The organism is Candidatus Woesearchaeota archaeon (assembly GCA_018303405.1).
GTDB lineage: Archaea > Nanobdellota > Nanobdellia > Woesearchaeales > JABMPP01 > JAGVYD01.
The window spans coordinates 34,174-53,973 of sequence record JAGVYD010000015.1; the positions used below are offsets into that span (position 1 = coordinate 34,174).

A 19,800-nucleotide genomic window follows, 5' to 3' on the forward strand; every position below is an offset into this window, starting at 1 on the left:
CTATTTTTTGCATGGCATGGCAGCTGATTCAGTTTTGTGGGAAGTCACAATCATGGAGTTGAAGAATGGCACTGGCAAAAAATACAAAGTCACACGGCGCCTGCCAGAAATGAGCGTAGCTGAAACTGGATTTTTTGCATCAAAGGAAAGTGCATTAAAACAGTTCAAGGAATGGCTAAACTAAGGATTCGACCTTGTTGTTTAGAAGCCCTATAAGTTCTGGGTCATTATAGCGGAAAATGTCTGGTATATCCCAGGAAATAATCCTTTTCTTAAGGTACTCCTTGGGGAATCTCCTGGCAATTTCACTTCTCTGCCTTTCTTCCATAACCACAATTGAGTCAGCCCAGAGAATTTGGCTTTTTGTGAGCAGGTTTCCACTGTAAAGGCCTGCAGATTTTGTGGCAAATCTATCTTTGAACAGCATCTCAGCTGTTTTGCTTCTGTTCTGATTCAGGTTGCAAACAAAAAGGACCTTCATGTAAAATTGTGAGCATTTGTGGAATATATATTTTACGAAAAAAGAAGGATATGGCCCCGCCGTGATTTGAAGAGATTTTTAAGAAAAATCTCGTAAAAACAAAGGGAACATAAAGTTCCCCGACGCGATTTTTCTCAAAACATAATAATCGCTATAATTGATATATATGTTAAAGAAGTATGATGGCCCCGCCGTGATTTGAACACGGGACCTCACGATTTCTTCGCCTTTTGCAGGGCGTATCAGTCGTGCGCTCCACCAGACTAAGCTACGGGGCCAATGTATATCATGTTCTGGTTTACAGTCCTTCGCTTTCCGCAGGAAAGCTGTCCTTTCGGAGAAAGGACGTTTTTGGGCTCAATCCTTTTTTTAAGGGATTGCTACGGTTAAGCTATGGTGCCAATGAATGCAACGCCCCGGGCCAGGATCGAACTGGCGACCTCACGGTTAACAGCCGTGCGCTCTAACCGCTGAGCTACCGGGGCAATTTTTTAACAAAAAATTGCATAAAAAATTGAGGAACACAAGGTTCCTCGACGCGTTTTACATGCAATTCTGATAAACGCTATCGGACCTGTATACGACGCTTACTATCAAATCACCGAGCGAATAGGGCTTTATGCCCTATCTGTTTCTATGCAATCTTTGTTAAAGATTGCCTGTCTGAGCTACCGGGGCAGATTTTTTAGCAAAAAATCTGGTAAAAAACAAGGGAGACATAAAGTCTCCCGACGCGATTAAATGCCAATCATCAAATCTCTGCCGTGAATGTTTGCGACAATCATGTTCGAATCACCGAGCGAATAGGGCTTTATGCCCTCACTGTGCCCACTTTTCTTTTTTAAACACTACCTGTCTGACCGAGGCAGAGGTGACACAGAGGGATTATAAACCGTTTATAAAACTTTTGACATTCTGCCTGGCCAGGAATTAGACAAGGCTGGCAATAATGCCTGAAATGCCCTTGGCCATCATCTCAATGGCAACAGCTGTCAGGAACAATCCAAGTATCCTGGAGCTAATGTCAATCAAAGTCGTGTTAATCTTGCTGATTGCAAAGCCAAACAGGATGAACAACAGCCCAACTATTATGAAAGCATAAGTTATGTTGAAAAAAAGGTGGGAAAACCCAAGCTCATAAGTCTTTATCGTGATGAAAGATATGGTTGCCGGGCCGGTCAGCATCGGGGTGGCAATGATAGAAATGGTGCTTTCGACACCAGTCACTTCCCTGTCCCCATTTTTCTGGGGCCTGATGGTGCTAAGGCCAAGCAGGAGCAGGACAATGCCGCCGGCAATACGGAATGCATCGAGGGATACGCCAAATACCTTGAAAAGCACAGGCCCGAACATCGCGATTATCAGCGCAACAACATATGCCGTGATGACTGCGCCAACAGCTATCTTGCGGACGTGCATTTTTCTCTTGAATGCAGACATCAAAATCGGAAAGGAGGACAACGGATTCAACAATACAAAAATCTGAAGCACGAGCGCAGGATTGAGGAAAATGCTATCCATAAGATAACATCCCTCCCCTGTCCAATATTTAAACTTATCCAACTGCAATACCAAACTAATTTATTTCATATAGAAAATCTTTATAAATTGCGCAGGCATCTTATCACTATTGTCATGCAGGACGGTGGATTTTATGGACCAGGCAACTTGGATGAGGCTTTTCATTTATTTTTGCGTATTTTCAATAGGAATCATAGTTGGCAGGATTAGCATGGCCATGCAATATGCAGCCATGGGGCCGGACAAAAACAAGGATAAGCAAGGCAATAGGCCAGCCAAGAAATCATAAGCACTTCTTCATTCGGTTTCATTAAAATGCAAAAGACAAAGAAAATCGATATCATAAGCCAGGATGGCTCAATCAACCTTGCGCTTGACACGATAAAAATCGGAAAGCAGGCTTTTGTCTTTGTAAATACAAAAAGGTCAGCTGAAAAATCTGCCGAGGACATCTCCAAGAAAATCAAGGCGCAATCGCCACAGCTTGACCAAATTGCTGAAAAGGCGTTAAAAGCCCTCTCCAGGCCAACACATCAATGCGAACGCCTGGCGTTCTGCCTGAAAAAAGGCATTGCATTCCACCATGCGGGCCTTGCCGCGGCGCAGCGTGAACTGATAGAGGACGAATTCAGGAAAGGAACGGTTAAAATCATCTGCTGCACCCCCACTTTGGCCGCTGGAGTTGACCTGCCTGCATTCAGGGCCATAATCCGCGACCTGAAAAGGTACGGGCACATGGGGCTGAATTATATCCCAGTCCTTGAATACCTTCAGCAGTCAGGACGGGCAGGAAGGCCGAAGTTTGACAGCTATGGCGAATCCGTGGTTGTCACATCCTCCCAGGCAGAAAAGGAAAGGATTATTGAAAAGTATGTGAAAGGGGAGCCGGAGGAAATTTACTCCAAGCTTGCTGTTGAGCCTGTTCTAAGGACATACCTCCTCAGCCTAATCTCTGCAAATTTCATGAGCAACAAGTCGCGGATCTATGAATTTTTCTCAAAGACATTTTGGGCAATGCAGTATTCTGACATTGAAAAGCTGAACGCAATAATTGACCGAATGCTTGACCAGCTGGAGGAGTGGGATTTTATCCTCGCCAGCACAAGCAAAAAGGATGATTTTATTTCAGCATCCGACCTGGGCGCCAATGACGGGAGAATCACAGCAACACCCATTGGAAAAAGGGTAGCAGAGCTTTACATTGACCCGTACACTGCAAATTACATCATTACGAACCTCAAGAAAAGCAATTCCATTAAGCCCAATGATTTTTCACTCCTGCACCTGGTGTGCAATACCCTGGAAATGCGGCCGCTATTGAGGGCCAGGAACAAGGATATTGAGATAATCAATGAAACCCTGGTCAAGTTCCAGAACAGCCTGCTGGAAAAAGAGCCGAGCCTTTTCGAGCCGGAATACGAGGATTACCTTTCGTCAATTAAGACAGCCATGTTCATGAATGACTGGATTGATGAAAAGGATGAAGAGCATCTGCTGGAATCCTATGACATCAGGCCGGGGGAAATAAAGGCAAAGCTGGACACGGGCGATTGGCTGTTGTACGCAACAGAGGAGCTTTCGAGGATGCTGCAATTCAACGAAGCCCTGCGCCAGGTCAGGAAAACAAGATACAGGCTAAGATATGGGATAAAGGAGGAATTATTCTCCCTTGTCAGGCTGCAGGGAATTGGCAGGGCAAGGGCGCGGCTGCTTTTCAACAACAAGATAAAGGACCTTCTGGATGTCCGGAATGCCGACCTTTCCACCATGAAATACCTGCTAGGCGAGAAAATCGCACTGAGCGTCAAAAAGCAGGTTGGCCAGGACTTTGAAAAATTGCCTGTAAAAGGGGGGAAGCGAAAAGGGCAGATAGCGCTTCAGGATTATAACGAGAAATAAGCCACAAAACAAAAGATAAAAGAAAAAATGAAAAGTCCCTCAATCAGAAACTTCTTTCCGGCCTGTGCTTGGGAAAGCACTCCTTGCAATAAACTGGCCTGCCTTCTGTTGGCTTGAATGGCACTTCTGCTTCATTGCCGCAATCAGAGCAAGTGACTTTATGCATTTCCCTTGGGCCTCTGTTGAATCCGCCGCCCCGGCCTCCGCCGCCAAATCCGCCTGGTCCTCTTGAACCGCCTCTGAATCCTCCACCACCATGGCTTCGGCCTCCGCCAAATCCACCGCCTCTGGAGCCTCCGCCCCTATGTCCTTCGCTATTTCCAAATCCCATCTTATATCACTTGTTCCTCCTAGCAATGGGCATACTGTGCCCTGCTGTGCAGAATTTGCATTATTCAATTGCATTATTCCGCTATATTCGGCTAGTTGTGCTTCGGATATTTAAAGGATATCTTTTTATACCAGTTATCGAGAATAATCTTATGGAAAAAAGGCCAACTGCTATAAAAGGGATTATCTTTGACTGGGGAGGGGTGCTTTACAAATCCCCTGCATATACCAGGGACATGTATATTGCAAGGAAACTGAAATTGGATTTTCGCTCTGTGCAATCGGCCGTGGCTGCAAATTATCCTGGCCTCGGCACCGGCAGGCTGACAATTAAGGAGTTTTGGAAACGCGTTGCAAGAGAAATCCCAAATGCGCCCTCTCTGAATTTTTCATGGGCGAAGGCAACCAGATATAATTTTCCCACTATTCCTGCGATGCATAGACTTGTGGCAAGCCTAAGGAAAAAAGGATACACCGTGGCATTGCTCTCAAATACGGAAAGGGCCTTAGTTCGCATTTATGCAAAAAAACTCAGAAAAATGTTTGACCAGGTTTTCTTTTCATGCAATCTCGGCCTGATAAAGCCTGATCCGCGGATATATCAGCTGGCATTGAAAAAGCTGAACATAAGTCCATCAGAGGCTGTTTTTATCGATGACAAAAAGGAGTGCACTGATGGCGCAGCGAGAATTGGCATCAAAACCATTCTCTACAAGAGTCCGAGGCAGGTCAAAAGGCTGCTTAAGGCTTGTGGAGTAAAATTCTGAAAATACAAGAAATTATTTTTTCCATATTATCTCATGTGCATACACTATCAATTTTTCCCTGCTTTATCGCTTCCTTGATTTCCATTGCTATCCTGTCGCCGAAGCTGATTTCCCTTCGATGCAGGTATTCCCCATAGGGCGTGAATTTTGTCCCCGGGCTTCCAGGCATTCGCATGGAAACGTCAAAAATAACGAAATCCTCTTTGCCTTCCTCGGCAATGACCGCGCCCTGCAGGGCGAATGGCCCGATTATGCCAGGCGGGCTGGCCTTCTTGGTCGCTGCCACAAACCTTTCCCCCAATCCAAATGCCTTTTCGAGAAGGGATTCCTTCATTGTGACTGCTATGTGGCCAGTCTCAATGTATTTGGGCCTCATGTACTTGAGCACTTCAAGCTGCTCTTCCGCAGGCAGCCTTAAAATGCCATCGAGATTTGTCTGCCTTCTCGTGTCTGTGCCCAGCAATTCAAGCTCATCTGAAAGCGGCGAATAGAAGAAATTCAGGTTTATATGCGCGCCGACAATGTATTCCTCAATGACCGCAAGGTCAAGAGCTTTCTTGGTTATCACCCTGTTCCTGATAAGGTCTTCTGACTTTTTCCTGAAGTCCTGCGCATCCTTCACAAAAAAGAATGCCCTTTCATAGCCTCTCGCCGCTTCTGCGACCTTCACGATTGCAAGCCTGTCAATCTGTTCCGGGCTGTCAAATATTTTTGGAATCCTGATATTGGCCTGCCTCAGAATCTCATACTGGTTATTGGGCACATGGCGCTCCTCGAGCCTTACCATTGGCCTTGTGCCGAAAATCGGTACCTTGAAGTCATTCATAATATCCTCAAATTTGCAGTACACCCAAAAATACCTGTTGTGGATGAAAATTGTGTTGAGCTTCCGGAGCTTTTCCTGGACTTCAGGCATTGTTATGTCGGAAAACTTGTCAACAAGAATTATTTCGTCGATGATTCCCCTGCTGTCCCGCGCCCTGAAATACTTTGAATAAGTCTTTTCCCTTCCTCTCTGGCAAACAGCCACTGTCCTGAAGCCGAGCTTTTTTGCCCCTGAGGAAATGTCAAGGGCTGAGTGCCCGCCAAGAACGCCAATGCTGATGTTATTTTTATCGTACTTTGCAAGAACCTGCTTAATGTCTTCATGCCTTATCATCCCAGCACCTCTTTTAGCCTGCCCTGCTGGATGGCTGTCTTGATTTCCCTGGCAATCCTCCTTCCTGTGCTCATTGGCTCCTTATACCTAAGCTGAGTGTATGGGGAGCCCATGATATAGGGGTTTGTGCCAGCCACAATCCTGGCCGAAATCTCAAATATGACAAAATGCATTTCAGGGGTGATGACGCCTTCGAGCGCAAATGGCCCGAACAGGCCGGGCGCGGCTATTTTCTTGGAACGGGCAACGACTTTCTCCCCCATCTCGAAAATCTCGGGCAAAAGGCTTTCCCGGACAACAACCGGCGTGTTCCCAACAACAACATAGCTTGGGTCGACTTTGGGCAAGGCAATCTGGTCTCTCGCCGAGATGCGGCCTATTGAATCCACATTGCTTTCATACCTTACATCAAACCCCATGACTTCCAATTCATTGGTCAGCTGCGAATGAAAATAATGGGTGTACATTGGAACGCCGATAATGTATTCCTGGATAACATATTTCCTTGTTTCCGGGTGCTGCGCTATTTTTGCCCTGAAATCCTTTTCATCCTTGGCCAGGAAATATCCCTTGCCTCCGGCCGCGCCGTGGAACTTGACTATTACCGCCCTGTCAATGTCCCTGGGGTCGCGAAAAATCTTGGGTATTTTGATTCCAGCGTCCTTGAGCCATTTTCTCTGCATATCCCTGTCAGCTTCCCAGTCCAACACATGCTTGTTCCCATAATATGGCAGCTTGAGCTTTTTCACATTGTCCATGCCGACATATTCTATAAATGACGCATGCGGGACTAAGATTGCATTTTTTTTCTCAAGCTGCGGGACTATTTTCAGGAAATCCTTGTAAGAATCAAGCATGATGTATTCATCAGCCACATTGAATGACTTGTACGGCCTTTCCTTGCCCTTGACACAGATGCAGATATTTTTGAAGCCTTCGTCCCTGGCACCTTTCAGGATCTGCAGGGCGGAATGAGAACCAAGCGTTGCTATCCTATAATCCTTAAAACTCTTTTTCTGCACCATATCGGAAAGAAGGGCGCTTTATTTATAAAGATTGCTCTGGCTTGAACCACACCCTGGGGCCCATAATCAATCAAATCATGTTTGTCTCATACAATGGGGGGCATGGCTTGGTTGAGTTGGAAACTTTTATATACAAACCCGAAAAACAATTGTTATCATGGTGGACACATTTGCGCACGGGCTTTGGAGCTTCATAATCTTCAGGAAACTTCCCAATCCACAGATGTGGCTGGCCATATTCTTTGGTGTCATGCCTGACCTGTTGTCCTGGACTATTTACCTGTTCCATAACCTGTTTACAAAAGGGTTCAGGTTCGGCCCGCCGAATCTCGCGCAAATCCCGCATTGGGTTTTTGTGCTCTATGGCATCACACACAGCTTGTTCGTGTTCGGCGCAACAATCGGTATTGTTTACTTGGTATTGGGGAGCATTCCAGCATTTCTCTGGGCCTGGCTGATCCATATACTTATTGACATACCGACGCACAGCAGGGAATTCCTGCCAACACCTTTCCTATGGCCTGTTTCTGACTGGTATTTCCCGGGCATAAGCTGGGGCACTCCGTGGATAATGGCGCTGAACTGGGGAGGCATTATTGTTGCATTAATCTATATTTATTTTTTCCAGAAATTGGCGTAACAAAAAGAAATTGGTGTAACAAAATTTCGAGCTCTGGATCATTTCCTTGTCTTTCTTCTCGCCTTCCGCTCTTTCACGTAGGGAAACCGCATGATGTTCTTGCATTTCATGCAGAAATAGACAACCTTGCCTTCATGGGTCCGTATTCTGCAGTTCTTGCCTGGCATGAAAAAGCTGTGGCATCTTCTGCAGAACTTTCGCTTGAGCTCGTTGGGCAGCCTGACCTTGTATTTCATGGCGATTTTCCTGGCAAGGAAAACATAGCGGTCTGATAGTTTTGGGTCATAACTGAATATATTTTTAGCCTCGCCAAATAGGATGATAATCCTTTCCAATGCGATTTTCCTGAATTTTGCGGCCTTGTCTTTGTATGCTCGTTTCATATTGTCCTATATGCCTAATTCTCCCCTCCTCCAAACCAAGAGGGGGGAAAAATTTAGTCGTTCAAGGAACGACCACTAATTTATAGATAGCACCTTGATTCCGCGATGCTCGCAGATTGGCGGCGCAACTTTATTTTTGCACAAGGCTCAAATAACTGCTAAACTATTTAAATTATTGTCTTATCTATTCTCTCATGGGGTGGATGGACAAATTTAAGGGGATCTTCCAGGCCAAAAAAGAGGTCCAGGAGAAGCGCGCAGGGATTGATGAAATAGAGATGTGGATTTCTGACTTAAGGAATATCAAGCTTGGCGCTGTAAACAGGGAGCTTAAGAATTACAGGGCGAGGATTCTTACAAAACAGCAGGAGATCCATGATGCCATTGAGAGGCTCGAAAAGGCAGAGCTGCCCAACCCAAATATACCCTCAAGGGCAAAGAACCTGCTGGATGGCAACAAGAACTCATATGTGCGCATTACGCGAAAGCTGGCGGAAGGAATAAAGCCACCTGAAAAATACGAGGATTTGGAATATTTCATAGCAAAATTTGACAATGACCTTAGCGAGCTGACAAAGTCAACGCAAAGGGCCTATTTTATCCTGCAGGAATTTCTGGCCATAGAATCCAGGGAAATAGCGCTCGCCATTAAGGGAATGGAAACCATAGTCAATGACTTAAGGGAGTTCATACGCAGGGAAGGCTTTGAGACTATTGGCCACATTGAGGATAACATCAAGGCATTGCGAAAATCCCTTACGCTTAGGAAGGAGTCGGAATCAAAACTGGCAGAGCTTGAAAGCCTGCTTTATGAGCAAAAGCAATTGCGTGACAAGGAAGCTGCTGAAATACAGGCCATCAAGAACAGCAGGGATTTCAAGAAGTACTTTGACCTTGAAAACAGGAAAGCTGACATAGAAGCACAGATTAAGGCCCTGGATGCGGAGATGCACCATAATTTCTCGTCAATTGACGCGGCTATGCGAAAATTCGAGCGCATAACAACCAATGAGGCAAAAGTCGCAGTAATAAACCAGGATGCAGTAAGCGCAGTGATAAATGATGCTGATGGGCAGGTCCCGATTGTGCTGGACCAGCTCAGGCAATCTGTTGAAACAAATGCTATTGAGCTCAAGCCGGACAAAAAGCTGCGCACACTGGAGGCGCTTGGCAAATTTTCCCCTGAAATGCTGAAAGAATTCAGGCGGTCAAGAAAATCATTGCTGGAAGAGGAGGCAAAAATCGAGCAGGAGAAAGACAGGCACGACCAGACTGAAAAAATTGCCCGGCATTTGGAGGAGCAAAAGAAGGCAGAGCACAAGATTGCCAGCCTTCAGGCAAGAATTGCCGAAGTAGTTGCTGAAAGGGACAAGATAGACACGGCCAGCCAAAGAAAGAAAATTGAGGACATGATAAACCAGCTGGATGATTCAAATGTTGTAATTTTACTGCCATAATCTGTTGTAAGTCTGGCCACAACCTAAGACATTTCTTTAGCTCTTGGGCTTTTCACATAGGATTCCAAAGAAGTTGCCTAATACAATAGCAAAGCCCTTGCATGCCTGAATTAGTCCGGCAGCAAAACAAAAACAAACTAGTACTCGCCGTACAGGGAGTCTTTCTTGACTTTCTTATATTTTTCAACCCTGCTCCATGGAGCCGGCATCATTACCTCCCTTCTGGTAACTGGCCTTGCATAAACCCTTACCCTGGCAACAACTGTTGGCCTTGGGTTTCGGATTCGCCTCCTTCTCGGCGCCATTCTCAATGGCTTTGCCTGTTTCCTATGCTTTATTGCGTATTTCTTACTCATTTTTGGAGCGGAATCACTTGATATAAAGGTGCGGGATGGCTCATTTTCATGCACATCGCCAAAAACACCTACAAGAAAACTGCCAATCTTCTTCAAAAAACGTGTTTTGCCCATCTTGAACCACTGTAATACTATTAGTCCCTCAAAATCCCCACTGGTTTCTAGAATCAGCCTACTATATAAACTTTTCTAGAATTTTAATTAATTTCCATAATGCAAATAAATAAGCCTTTAGACGATAAAAGCAACTTAAGAGTGGTGAAAAATTCCCAGAATTTACAGATGAAAATATTTTGGAACCATAATGCTGGTAAGAATTTTTGCCAAACCCATTAATAGGCTTCATAACTACCTATTAATCAACCAATTTCAAAATTTTCAGAATTTTCTTCAAGAGCTTTTATGCCCGGGAGGTCCTTTCCTTCAAGAAACTCAAGCGATGCGCCGCCTCCAGTTGAAATATGCGTGAATTTGTCCTGCAATCCGGTTTTCTCAATGGCTGATGCGCTGTCTCCGCCGCCAACAATGACTGCTGCGCCGTGAAGCCCTGCCAGGTATTTTGCAAGGCCAACTGTGCCGTGGGAAAACTTTTCGAATTCGAATACTCCCATTGGCCCGTTCCATACAACTGTTTTTGCATTTGCCAGGATTTTTTGGTAATTTTCAACAGTCTTTGGGCCAATGTCCATCCCAATCCAATCGCCGATTCCCCTGACATCAACAACCTTGGCTTCCGCGCTTTCCTCAAATTTGTCTCCAACAACAATATCATCGGGAAGCACTATTTTTTTGTTGCCAAGCAGCTCCATGACCTGGGTAACCATATTGTCCTCAACCAGGCTTTTGCCAACTTCAATGCCCAATGACTTGTAGAAAGTGAATATCATGGCACCGCCAAGCAGGAGCCTGTCAACGCGCGGCAAAAGGTTTTGGATCAATTCCAGCTTGTCTGAAATTTTTGCCCCGCCAAGGATGACAATGAACGGCCTTGCCGGGTTGTCCAATGCACTGCCCATCACTGTGATCTCTCTCTCCAACAGCAATCCGGCGCATGATGGGATGAATTTTGTGATGCCAACCACGCTTGCCTGGGCCCTGTGCGAAACAGAAAAGGCGTCATTCACAAATATATCGCCATAGCTTGCAAGCTTTTCTGCGAACTCCTCATCATTGCCAGCCTCTTCCTTGTGAAACCTGAGGTTTTCCAGCAGAACAACCCTGTCTTCAGGAAGGTCAATGTCAATGCAGTCATCCAGCTTCTTCACTTCAATATTAAGGTGCTCGGAGATGCTCTTAGCCAGGGCATCATGGTTAAGGTGCACATCATCCCTGCCTTTGGGCCTTCCCATGTGGTTGATTATGACTATTTGCTTTGCCTCATGGTCCAAAAGATATTGCAGGGTTGGCAGAGCCTCCTTTATTCTCTTGGCATTGGTAATATTGCCTTCCTTGTCAACCGGCACATCCATTCCAACCCTTACAAGGACCCGTTTGCCAGAAAAATCAAAATCCTCCAAAGTGCGAAAAGCCATGAATGGCGAGAATAATAATTATTATAAAAAGGTTGTCATGGTGAAGGCATGCGCAGGCTCGTTGCAATTCAATTAAGCATAATCAGGATGCCATAAACTAGCATACATTTCTCGCCACAAAATATATATACTGCATGCCTAAACAAATTACCGTTACTCGGCCTGAGCGGACAGGATTCAATAGGAATTCAGCGTTGCATCGTTGGATTAGTGTATTGGATAGTTGAATTAGTGTATCAGACTGTGGTGGAAATGAAATGGCAGATGTGAGCGCAATAACCAGCTTTTTTGCAGGGCTGCACCTGGAGAAATATTTTCTTAACCCCTCAGGGCTTTATGCCGTGCTGGCTGTGCTTCCGCTCATAGTATTCTACCTTATCAGGCCAAAGCCAAAAGACAAGGTCATTCCCTCTTTAATGTTTATCCTCACAAAGGATGAGGCATTCCTTGACAATACCTTTTTCCGCAAGTTGCTGAATGAACTGCTCTTCTTTTTGCAGCTTTTCACTTTACTCATCCTCGCTTCTGCCGCGGGCATGCCATATATGTATGCGCAGAAGGATGTAACTGCAGAGGACACTGTGCTTGTCATGGACATCTCCGGCAGCATGAAGACACTTTCAGGCGCACGAATGCGCATTGATGTTGCCAAGGAAAAAATCTCAGGCTATTTGACAGACAGGAACACCATTGTATTCGCATCTGACATCCCTGAGCTTGTGCTGAAAGGAGGGTCGCGAGGGGATGCGAGCAAGCTGCTCGGCCAGGCAACAGCAAAAGACACAGCAACCAACCTTGGCGATGCCATATTCTTTGCAGCAGACCAGCTGGAGAATAAAAAAGGCAGGATAATAGTGATGAGCGATTTCATAAACAGCGAAACTGACCCATTGTCTGCCAAAAAGGTCCTGGAATCCAAGGAAATCAAGGTTGATTTTGTGGACGTCGGGGGAGCGGCAAGCAATGTGGGCATAATCGACCTGACGCTCGATGAAAAAAATTCTGTGGTCTTTATCAAGAACTACAAGGATTCAGATGAGCACATGACCGTAAGCCTTAGCGGCGTAGAACAGCCCTTGACCGTCAAGGGAAAATCAGTTGGCAGCCTTTCCTTTCCGCTTCCGTCAGGCGACAGCACTCTCAAAATATCCACCAAGGATGACTTTGAAACAGACAACACCGCATATATAAGCGCGCCTGATGCGCAGAAAACAAAAGTCCTGTTCATCTCAAACCTGAACCAGAAGACGAACCTGTATTACGCATTTGCCGCCAATCCCAACAACGAAATTGACACTGCAGTCCCGCCAATTGTCCCAAATGTCAATCATGATATCTACATATTGCAGGGTGTCAGCAAGGAGCTTCTGCTACCGGAAACCATGAGGAAAATCTCAGAAGGGCTGCAAACTGGCGCAGTCTTGATCATAGTGGGCCAGCAGGATATCTCTGACTTTGATTTGCAGGGTTTCATGCCAGTTGACCTTTCCCCGCAGAACGGGGAGGGATATGTCAAGGTTGAGCAGTTCAACAGCTTTACAAAGGATGTGGATTTTGGCCATGTGGTGTACAATCATCGCGCCGTCCCCAAGCAGGGCGCAGTTGCCATTGCAACATCAGACACCGACAATTCAACATTGATTGCATATTCAACCCAGAAGGACGGAAAAGTCATATTTTACAACGTTGATGATGACAAGTCCGAGTTCAAGTCCTCGCTGACTTACCCCCTGTTCTGGAACAATATGATTTCCTCATTAATCAACATGGACACTTTGCAAACCCTGAATTATCGCACAGGGCAGACGCTTGCAGGCAAGCGGCTGGAAACAGCAGGGTTTGTGCAGGTTGGTGGAAGAAACATAGCGGTCAATCTGCTCAATGACAAGGAGTCAGATGTTGGCAAGGCCATAGATGAAACTGAGCTTGGCGGCGCAACAGATGAGCTGACTTTCAGGGCATTGTCCCAAATACCTCTTGATGCCTACTTTGTGGTTGCGGCCATTATCTTCCTTTTCCTTGAATTCCTTTACATAAAAATCAGGGGTGACCTGTAATGCCTTTTGATGAAATGTTCGGGCTGTTTACAGGCTACTGGAACAGCATACTGCTTTATGGCGTGGAATTCGAGCACCCGGAAAGGCTGTGGTACCTTGTCCCGATAATGCTGATCTTCGTGTTTTTCCTTAGGAAGTCTTTTGTGCTCCTCCAGGAAAAAAACAAGGTAAAGGATGTAAAGGTCCAGCGCAGGATGTGGATTTACAGGATTCTGATATTCATCAGCAGGACAATAATCTTCCTCCTGCTTGTAATTGCCCTTGCCGGCCCAATACTCAATGTAAAGGAGAAAATCTTTGGCGAAAGGAGCATCACAATAATTGTGGACAAGTCAGATTCAATGCAGCTGTATGACACTTCATTCGTGCCAGGCCTGCAAGCTGAGCTGGAACAGCAGATTCCGGTTAAGGTGGCCACAGTAGGCTCGGGCTCGAGGTCAAACATAGGGGATGGCATACTGACCAATCTCGGCAAGAACAGGAACATCCTGCTGGTAACAGATGGAAATGCCAATGCCGGCTCGGACATTGGCGATGCAGCTCTCCTGGCCTCTGACTTAAATGCAAGCATAAGCAGCATACAAATACTTCCTGCAGAAAATGATTATTCAATTACAATTGACGGGCCAAGCAAGGTTCTATCGCATTCAGAAGCTGAATACCTGATTACTGTCAAATCTTCAAAGGGATTTGCTGAGAATTTTGAGCCAAAGGTCACAATAGACGGCCAGCCCTATCCAGGCAAAATTACAACTGAGGACGAAACCAAAATCATGGCAATCAGGCCAAAACTGGATGATGGCCAGCACAGGATTGAAGCATCCATAGCAGTGGATGATTATTTCCCAATCAACAACAAGTACTACAAAACAGTCAAATCCGTCCCCAAGCCAAAGGTCCTGCTTTTGTCCAAAAAGACATCGCCTCTTGAGCAAATATTCACGAAGCTGTACGATGTTGAAAAGATGGACAGGCTGCCTGCAAAGCTGGATGAATTCTATACTGTGGTTATCAATGACATGCCGGCCACATCATTTACCTCATCAGAAATACAAAGGCTCGGTGATTTTGTCAATGATGGCAACGGGCTTGTCGTGTTCGGAGGCGACAACAGCTTTGAATATGGCAAGTACAAGGGAAGCGACCTGCTGTCCCTGCTTCCGGTTAACATAGGAGCTGGCGAAAAGCAGCCTCGCCCAGACCTCAATGCAGTTGTCATCATTGATGTTTCAGAAGGCCAGGAAGGCTTTGATTCGCTTGGCCTGTCCAAGGCGCATTCTCTCAATGTCATGGACCAGTTCAGGCTCAATGACAATGTCGGCGTTGTTGCCTTTGCTGAGCAGTATTACACAGTGTCAGGCATGAACAAGATGACACCTGACCACATAGCTGATATCCAGGACAAGATACAGAGGCTCAAGTTTTACCCTGCATCAAGCTGCTCAAATGTCAGGACGTGCAGCAATATTGTGGCAGGCATAACCGGCGCAACAAAGCTTCTGGAGGGCGTAAGCGGCAAGAAATGGATTTTCCTGTACAGCGATGGCCAATACTTTGACTATCTCACTGGCTCATACCTGGATTATGCTGTCGAACTGCTGGAAAAGCAGAACATTGTGCTTTATTCCACAATGACAACCAAGACAAAACTGGGCGATATAACCTACACATTTGAAGGTGCTGAAAGGGCGCTTCGGGTTTTGGCAGAAAGGACAGGCGGAATCTATTTCCCTCCGTCAGATTCTGACAGGATGAGGCTTTTGTTTGGAAAGCAGGAGCAAAAAGAAACAAGCGAGGAAGGCGACACAAGAAGCATTATGGTCCTCAACAGGTATCATTTCATCACAGAAGCCATTGACCCAACTGCAAAAATCACCGGCTATAACCAAATAATCCCGAAAGCCAATGCAAGGCTTCTTATGACAACAAGCCTGGGCGAGCCGCTGCTTGCGGTATGGAGATATGGACTTGGGAGGGTTGCCGTGCTGGGGACAGATGACGGCACTGCCTGGGCTGGCCAAATCCTCAACCAGGACAATTCAATGCTCATATCAAGAATCATGAACTGGGGCATCGGGGACCCAGAAAGAAAGCTGGATTATTACACGCAGATAGCAGATGGCATTGAAGGCGAGCAGAATGAAATCCTGGTCAAGTCATCCAAATACCCTGTTGCAGAAGGCCTTGATTTCTACAAGATTGAGGAGAATGTCTATTCTGCAACCTTTAAGCCAGAGCAGCTTGGCTTTGGGACCCTGGCGAACAATATATATGCAACAAATTACAGGCCGGAGTATACTGAGCTCAGGCTCAACCCCCAGCTTGAGGACGTGGCGCTGGCCAGCGAAGGAAAATTATTTAAACCCGGCGACGCACAGGGAATCATAGATTTCGTCAGCAAACGGAGCGAAAGGGTTGACATACAGAAGAAGAAAGTATCCTGGCCATTTATTGTGGCCGCAATGATCTTATTTTTGATTGAAGTCCTAGCGAGAAGAGTGGAGGAGCAGACAAGAAAGGACTGAACAGGTGATGAATTTGGGCGACACTTTCATGAACAAAAATGTGAACATTATGCTGTTATTCCTGATAATACTTGTGGTTGGCATAATTGCCGCAGGCACTGTCTATTTCCAGGACATATTTTCAGGTCTTACAGGAAAATACAGCAGCACAACGGATGAATTAAAGCAGACAAGCGAAGAGCTGGCAAAATACAAGCAATTGTACACTGATGCAATGGCCCAGCTGAACAGGACAAATGCAATCACAGAGCAGGAAAAGGCAGACCTGCGCAAGGTTTACACAGTCAAGAAAGACCTTGCTGACCAGCTCAATGACACACTTGTGGAAACCGAGCAGCAGCTGTCTGCGACCAAAACAATGCTGTTCGACACATCCCAGATGCTGACTGAAACAACAAGCCAGTACAATGCTGCCAAGATAGATATCCAGAACAAGCAGGAAACAATTGACTCATTGAATACACAGGTAAAATCATTGAAGAACCAGCGGGACAGCCTCCAGGCACAGCTGGACGCATGCCAGGGACCATGAACCCAATAGTCAAGATAATAAAGGAATTGCGCGGTGAAGTCTTTAAGGTAGTGATACTTGAAAGTTTCCTGGATGCAACCCTTGTCTTTCTTGGCGTTTTCATGGTGCTGAGCCTGCTCAACCTAAGGAATTTTTATGCGCTTGCGCCTGCTATCCTTGCCCTGTTTGTGCTCATGTGGTACAGGATTCGCCAGTTCAGGCTGAAGACAGTCGAGGAAAGGAATCCTGTGGTGAGGGAAATGCTGAGGACAGCGGCAGACAATGCAAGCAGGGATAATTTTGTCGTCAGGGCGCTTAACATGGAACTGGTTGACAAAATGAGAAAGGTCAGCAGCAGCTCATTGATGAACACAGGCAACGTGGTCGGCAAGCTTATTGGCATAGTGGTCCTTGCTATCCTGACAGTCTATGTTTCAGCTACACAATTCCATTTATTTGACCTGAACAAGCTTCTTTACGGGAATCTCAATCCAATAGCCACAGAAGGCAGCCTTTCTGACATTTACGGAGACAAAACTCCTGTGCCAAAAATCGGCAGCAACCCTGTGGACATCAAGCTGAATCCCCTGAGCTATGAGATTAACATCAACAAGATAGACGAGGCCAAGAAAAAGGAGTTCAGGAGCGATTTCCCCGTGGAGGTCTTTGCCGCGCAGGAAAAAAGCTACGAGGAGAATATCCCAAGGGAACAGCAAATCATTGTCAGGAATTACTTTGCGAGCATCAAGAAATGATTTTCAGGGCAAATCATCAAAAAATTTATATTATAACATAAATAAGGGACATAGTTAATGAAAAACTGACTTGGAGGAAGGAAATATGACAGACAAGGATCTGGAAAGGGTAAAGAACATAGACAAGCTCAAGGATACATTCAAAAGTGTCCATGGCGAGATTTCGAAAATCATTGTCGGGCAGACTGAAGTGGTGGACCAGGTACTGATAGCCATCCTGTGCGACGCCAATGCGCTGCTGGAGAGCTACCCTGGCCTGGGGAAAACCCTGACAATCAGCACAATTTCAAAGGTGCTGGACCTCAAGTTCAAGAGAATCCAATCCACGCCTGACCTGATGCCATCGGATATCACAGGAACCTATGTTATCGAGGACAACAATGGCAAAAAAGTCTTCAAGTTCCAGCCGGGCCCGATTTTTGCGAACATAGTGCTGGCAGACGAGCTGAACAGGGCAACGCCAAAAACACAGTCAGCCCTGCTTGAAGCAATGCAGGAAAAGCAGGTGACAGTCGGCAACCAGACTTTCCCCCTGGAAAGGCCGTTCTTTGTGCTTGCAACGCAAAACCCGATTGAGCAGGAAGGCACGTATCCCCTGCCCGAAGCGCAGACAGACAGGTTCTTGCTCAAGATTAAAGTCGATTATCCCTCATATGACGAGGAAATTGAGATTGTTGAAAGGTACACAAAAGACATTGAAATGCCAAGTGTCAAGCCATTGCTGAGCAAGAATTCCCTTTTGCTTCTTCAGAACCTGACAAGGCAGGTGCCGATTGCCAATGACATCAAGAAAAGGGCAGTTGACATTGTGACAAACACAAGAAAGTGGAAGGAAGCAATTGAGTACGGCGCGTCGCCAAGGGCATCCATTGGGCTGATACTCGCGGCAAAGGCAAGGGCATTGCTGGACGGCAGGAAATTCGTCAGCCAGAATGACATTGAGGCAATGGCCTATCCGGTGCTGAGGCACAGGTTAATCCTGAACTTTGAAACCGAAAGGCAAGGCAAGACAACAGATGACATTATCAAGGACCTGATTGAGAAAAAAAGGTAAATAATGGCCATCAAAACAGATTTTCTGAGGCAGCTGGACAAATTCCAGCTGATTATCAAGAAAAAGGTCACATCAAGCTATTCAGGCCCGCGCGAATCCAGGGAGTATGGCAGGGGATTGGTGTTCAAGGACCACAAGGAATATGTGGCAGGCGATGACTTCAGGACCCTGGACTGGAATGTCTATGCAAGGACTGAGAATTTCTACATAAAAAGGTATGAGGAAGAGCGGAACCTGACCGTGCATATCATCATTGACGGCTCTGCCAGCATGAATTATGGCAAGGACATAAAAAAATTCGAGTATGCCGCGATGATTGGCCTGGGATTTGCCTACATGGCGCTGAAAAACAATGAGAAATTCGTCTTTTCCCTTTTTTCGGACAAGCTGGAGCCGCTCAGGCCGCGCAAGGGCACCCAGCAGATGATGGAATTGCTGCAATACCTGAACAACCACAAGATAACGGGAAAGACAAAAATCGGCGATGCAATGCAGGCGTACAAGAAATTCATCAGCAGCAGGAGCCTCGTGGTGATAATATCAGATTTGCTGATAGATTCTGCCGAGCTGAAAGAGATATTGCCGCAGTTCAAGAAGCATGAACTAAAGGTCATCCAGGTACTGGACCCAATGGAAAAGGAACTGGACCTGACGGGCGATTTGGTGCTGCATGATGCAGAGACGAACCTGCTGCTTCGGACATTTGTTTCCAGGAGATTGAGGGAGAAATACAAGGGAAGACTGATGGAGCACAGCCAGGAAGTGGAGAATGTGTGCGCGAAATTGAACGCAAAATTCATTTCTGTGACAACAGACACTCCTGTTTTCGACGTGTTTGCGAAGATATTGAGATAAAAAACATTAATCCATTCAAGAAAAGCCAATATTCCCAACGCCGCCACCCTTGGCATCTTCCATAGACAGCAGGGCCAATACTATTCCTCACCTAAATCTTCTAACGGCATCATCTATTGTCTGGCTCGAGTGCTGTAGCCACAATCCATTTATTCCAGCATCATAAGCTTCTATCTCTTTTGCAGCAATTCCGGAATACCCGACATTCAGACTCAACATGCCTGCCATACAATAGATTACAGGCAAGGCTGGCCTTTTTTTGTCCGATGAAAATTTGGAAAGATCAACAACAACGTTCTGAATGCCTGCGCGCATCAGGTCCTGCAGGACCGGCGGCAATGCATTCAAGTCATAGCTTTCATCCATCCCTTCAATCACTGCAGTGGCTTTCTGCCTTAACGGCCTGAAAACTACCAGGTCATGCAAAGGCACATCCATTTGCATAATATTATAGAGCATAGCAGGAATTATTTGGCGGTTCTTTATAAAATCT

General features: G+C 46.0%; 21 protein-coding genes and 2 tRNA genes. 12 read left to right on the forward strand and 11 right to left on the reverse strand.

All coding sequences use genetic code 11. The annotated features are described in order from the left end of the window. The first annotated feature begins 16 nt into the window (after positions 1-16). Positions 17-184 carry a hypothetical protein gene (locus J4227_06145; GenBank protein ID MBS3110082.1) on the forward strand — a complete coding sequence of 56 codons (168 nt, stop codon included), beginning with the start codon at positions 17-19 and terminating at the stop codon, positions 182-184. On the opposite strand, the gene J4227_06150 is transcribed toward J4227_06145, so the two are convergent. The 4 genes from J4227_06150 to J4227_06165 all read right to left on the reverse strand — a co-directional run bounded on the left by J4227_06150 (position 176) and on the right by J4227_06165 (position 2,002). After that, positions 176-481: a phosphotyrosine protein phosphatase gene (locus J4227_06150; GenBank protein MBS3110083.1), complete on the reverse strand. Its 306-nt coding sequence runs from the start codon at positions 479-481 to the stop codon at positions 176-178. The two genes, J4227_06145 and J4227_06150, sit on opposite strands and share 9 nt — an antisense overlap. A gap of 183 nt (positions 482-664) precedes the next feature. Beyond that, a tRNA-Ile gene (locus J4227_06155) sits at positions 665-759 on the reverse strand. Between the two features lie 134 nt (positions 760-893). Beyond that, a tRNA-Asn gene (locus tag J4227_06160) sits at positions 894-966 on the reverse strand. A gap of 445 nt (positions 967-1,411) precedes the next feature. After that, positions 1,412-2,002: a MarC family protein gene (locus J4227_06165; GenBank protein MBS3110084.1), complete on the reverse strand. Its 591-nt coding sequence runs from the start codon at positions 2,000-2,002 to the stop codon at positions 1,412-1,414. Between the two features lie 133 nt (positions 2,003-2,135). On the opposite strand from J4227_06165, the gene J4227_06170 reads away from it, so the two are divergent. Then, entirely contained in the window at positions 2,136-2,291 is a 156-nt protein-coding gene (locus J4227_06170) for a hypothetical protein (protein MBS3110085.1), read from the forward strand. Positions 2,292-2,317: 26 nt separating this feature from the next. After that, on the forward strand, positions 2,318-3,901 hold the full coding sequence (locus tag J4227_06175; protein MBS3110086.1) for a hypothetical protein: 1,584 nt from the start codon (positions 2,318-2,320) through the stop codon (positions 3,899-3,901). Positions 3,902-3,944: 43 nt separating this feature from the next. On the opposite strand, the gene J4227_06180 is transcribed toward J4227_06175, so the two are convergent. Beyond that, the gene (locus J4227_06180) at positions 3,945-4,232 is read right to left on the reverse strand and encodes a hypothetical protein (GenBank protein MBS3110087.1); all 288 of its coding nucleotides are present in this window, start codon (positions 4,230-4,232) and stop codon (positions 3,945-3,947) included. Positions 4,233-4,383: 151 nt separating this feature from the next. Here J4227_06180 and J4227_06185 point away from each other — a divergent pair, with 151 nt between their 5' ends. Continuing rightward, positions 4,384-4,998, forward strand: a complete 615-nt coding sequence (locus J4227_06185) for an HAD family phosphatase (protein ID MBS3110088.1) — start codon at positions 4,384-4,386, stop codon at positions 4,996-4,998. A 31-nt stretch (positions 4,999-5,029) separates the two neighbouring features. Here J4227_06185 and J4227_06190 read toward each other — a convergent pair whose 3' ends face one another. Then, entirely contained in the window at positions 5,030-6,157 is a 1,128-nt protein-coding gene (locus tag J4227_06190; GenBank protein ID MBS3110089.1) for a DUF1297 domain-containing protein, read from the reverse strand. Next, entirely contained in the window at positions 6,154-7,182 is a 1,029-nt protein-coding gene (locus J4227_06195; protein MBS3110090.1) for a formate--phosphoribosylaminoimidazolecarboxamide ligase, read from the reverse strand. The genes J4227_06190 and J4227_06195 overlap by 4 nt, the downstream gene beginning before the upstream one ends. A gap of 157 nt (positions 7,183-7,339) precedes the next feature. Between J4227_06195 and J4227_06200 the strand changes: the two genes are divergently transcribed. Then, complete coding sequence (locus J4227_06200) at positions 7,340-7,822, forward strand: hypothetical protein (protein ID MBS3110091.1); 483 nt, start codon at positions 7,340-7,342, stop codon at positions 7,820-7,822. Between the two features lie 38 nt (positions 7,823-7,860). On the opposite strand, the gene J4227_06205 is transcribed toward J4227_06200, so the two are convergent. Beyond that, complete coding sequence (locus tag J4227_06205) at positions 7,861-8,205, reverse strand: ribonuclease P (protein ID MBS3110092.1); 345 nt, start codon at positions 8,203-8,205, stop codon at positions 7,861-7,863. Between the two features lie 194 nt (positions 8,206-8,399). Between J4227_06205 and J4227_06210 the strand changes: the two genes are divergently transcribed. Next, positions 8,400-9,662 carry a hypothetical protein gene (locus tag J4227_06210; GenBank protein ID MBS3110093.1) on the forward strand — a complete coding sequence of 421 codons (1,263 nt, stop codon included), beginning with the start codon at positions 8,400-8,402 and terminating at the stop codon, positions 9,660-9,662. A 137-nt stretch (positions 9,663-9,799) separates the two neighbouring features. Here J4227_06210 and J4227_06215 read toward each other — a convergent pair whose 3' ends face one another. Next, a complete protein-coding gene (locus J4227_06215; GenBank protein MBS3110094.1) occupies positions 9,800-10,132 on the reverse strand; it encodes a hypothetical protein in 333 nt (110 codons plus the stop codon). A gap of 245 nt (positions 10,133-10,377) precedes the next feature. Further along, a complete protein-coding gene (locus tag J4227_06220) occupies positions 10,378-11,550 on the reverse strand; it encodes a phosphoglycerate kinase (protein ID MBS3110095.1) in 1,173 nt (390 codons plus the stop codon). 257 nt (positions 11,551-11,807) lie between these two features. Here J4227_06220 and J4227_06225 point away from each other — a divergent pair, with 257 nt between their 5' ends. The 6 genes from J4227_06225 (at position 11,808) to J4227_06250 (ending at position 19,307) form a co-directional block, all read left to right on the forward strand. Then, the gene (locus tag J4227_06225; protein MBS3110096.1) at positions 11,808-13,607 is read left to right on the forward strand and encodes a BatA and WFA domain-containing protein; all 1,800 of its coding nucleotides are present in this window, start codon (positions 11,808-11,810) and stop codon (positions 13,605-13,607) included. Then, positions 13,607-16,132: a VWA domain-containing protein gene (locus J4227_06230; GenBank protein ID MBS3110097.1), complete on the forward strand. Its 2,526-nt coding sequence runs from the start codon at positions 13,607-13,609 to the stop codon at positions 16,130-16,132. Before J4227_06225 ends, J4227_06230 begins: the two co-directional genes overlap by 1 nt. 28 nt (positions 16,133-16,160) lie before the next feature. Beyond that, entirely contained in the window at positions 16,161-16,664 is a 504-nt protein-coding gene (locus J4227_06235) for a hypothetical protein (protein MBS3110098.1), read from the forward strand. Beyond that, complete coding sequence (locus tag J4227_06240; GenBank protein MBS3110099.1) at positions 16,649-17,398, forward strand: hypothetical protein; 750 nt, start codon at positions 16,649-16,651, stop codon at positions 17,396-17,398. Before J4227_06235 ends, J4227_06240 begins: the two co-directional genes overlap by 16 nt. An 85-nt stretch (positions 17,399-17,483) precedes the next feature. Further along, complete coding sequence (locus tag J4227_06245) at positions 17,484-18,452, forward strand: MoxR family ATPase (protein ID MBS3110100.1); 969 nt, start codon at positions 17,484-17,486, stop codon at positions 18,450-18,452. 3 nt (positions 18,453-18,455) lie between these two features. After that, on the forward strand, positions 18,456-19,307 hold the full coding sequence (locus J4227_06250; protein ID MBS3110101.1) for a DUF58 domain-containing protein: 852 nt from the start codon (positions 18,456-18,458) through the stop codon (positions 19,305-19,307). A gap of 87 nt (positions 19,308-19,394) precedes the next feature. Here the strand turns inward: J4227_06250 and J4227_06255 are convergent, their stop codons facing one another. Beyond that, the gene (locus J4227_06255; GenBank protein ID MBS3110102.1) at positions 19,395-19,766 is read right to left on the reverse strand and encodes a hypothetical protein; all 372 of its coding nucleotides are present in this window, start codon (positions 19,764-19,766) and stop codon (positions 19,395-19,397) included. Between the last annotated feature and the right edge of the window lie 34 nt (positions 19,767-19,800).

Excerpts from the sequence above, each read along its gene's own strand:
- J4227_06145 (MBS3110082.1), top strand. The coding sequence starts at position 17 with ATGGCAGCTGATTCAGTTTTGTGGGAAGTCACAATCATGGAGTTGAAG.
- J4227_06150 (MBS3110083.1), bottom strand. The coding sequence starts at position 481 with ATGAAGGTCCTTTTTGTTTGCAACCTGAATCAGAACAGAAGCAAAACA.
- J4227_06165 (MBS3110084.1), bottom strand. The coding sequence starts at position 2,002 with ATGGATAGCATTTTCCTCAATCCTGCGCTCGTGCTTCAGATTTTTGTA.
- J4227_06170 (MBS3110085.1), top strand. The coding sequence starts at position 2,136 with ATGGACCAGGCAACTTGGATGAGGCTTTTCATTTATTTTTGCGTATTT.
- J4227_06175 (MBS3110086.1), top strand. The coding sequence starts at position 2,318 with ATGCAAAAGACAAAGAAAATCGATATCATAAGCCAGGATGGCTCAATC.
- J4227_06180 (MBS3110087.1), bottom strand. The coding sequence starts at position 4,232 with ATGGGATTTGGAAATAGCGAAGGACATAGGGGCGGAGGCTCCAGAGGC.
- J4227_06185 (MBS3110088.1), top strand. The coding sequence starts at position 4,384 with ATGGAAAAAAGGCCAACTGCTATAAAAGGGATTATCTTTGACTGGGGA.
- J4227_06190 (MBS3110089.1), bottom strand. The coding sequence starts at position 6,157 with ATGATAAGGCATGAAGACATTAAGCAGGTTCTTGCAAAGTACGATAAA.
- J4227_06195 (MBS3110090.1), bottom strand. The coding sequence starts at position 7,182 with ATGGTGCAGAAAAAGAGTTTTAAGGATTATAGGATAGCAACGCTTGGT.
- J4227_06200 (MBS3110091.1), top strand. The coding sequence starts at position 7,340 with ATGGTGGACACATTTGCGCACGGGCTTTGGAGCTTCATAATCTTCAGG.
- J4227_06205 (MBS3110092.1), bottom strand. The coding sequence starts at position 8,205 with ATGAAACGAGCATACAAAGACAAGGCCGCAAAATTCAGGAAAATCGCA.
- J4227_06210 (MBS3110093.1), top strand. The coding sequence starts at position 8,400 with ATGGGGTGGATGGACAAATTTAAGGGGATCTTCCAGGCCAAAAAAGAG.
- J4227_06215 (MBS3110094.1), bottom strand. The coding sequence starts at position 10,132 with ATGGGCAAAACACGTTTTTTGAAGAAGATTGGCAGTTTTCTTGTAGGT.
- J4227_06220 (MBS3110095.1), bottom strand. The coding sequence starts at position 11,550 with ATGGCTTTTCGCACTTTGGAGGATTTTGATTTTTCTGGCAAACGGGTC.
- J4227_06225 (MBS3110096.1), top strand. The coding sequence starts at position 11,808 with ATGGCAGATGTGAGCGCAATAACCAGCTTTTTTGCAGGGCTGCACCTG.
- J4227_06230 (MBS3110097.1), top strand. The coding sequence starts at position 13,607 with ATGCCTTTTGATGAAATGTTCGGGCTGTTTACAGGCTACTGGAACAGC.
- J4227_06235 (MBS3110098.1), top strand. The coding sequence starts at position 16,161 with ATGAACAAAAATGTGAACATTATGCTGTTATTCCTGATAATACTTGTG.
- J4227_06240 (MBS3110099.1), top strand. The coding sequence starts at position 16,649 with ATGCCAGGGACCATGAACCCAATAGTCAAGATAATAAAGGAATTGCGC.
- J4227_06245 (MBS3110100.1), top strand. The coding sequence starts at position 17,484 with ATGACAGACAAGGATCTGGAAAGGGTAAAGAACATAGACAAGCTCAAG.
- J4227_06250 (MBS3110101.1), top strand. The coding sequence starts at position 18,456 with ATGGCCATCAAAACAGATTTTCTGAGGCAGCTGGACAAATTCCAGCTG.
- J4227_06255 (MBS3110102.1), bottom strand. The coding sequence starts at position 19,766 with ATGCTCTATAATATTATGCAAATGGATGTGCCTTTGCATGACCTGGTA.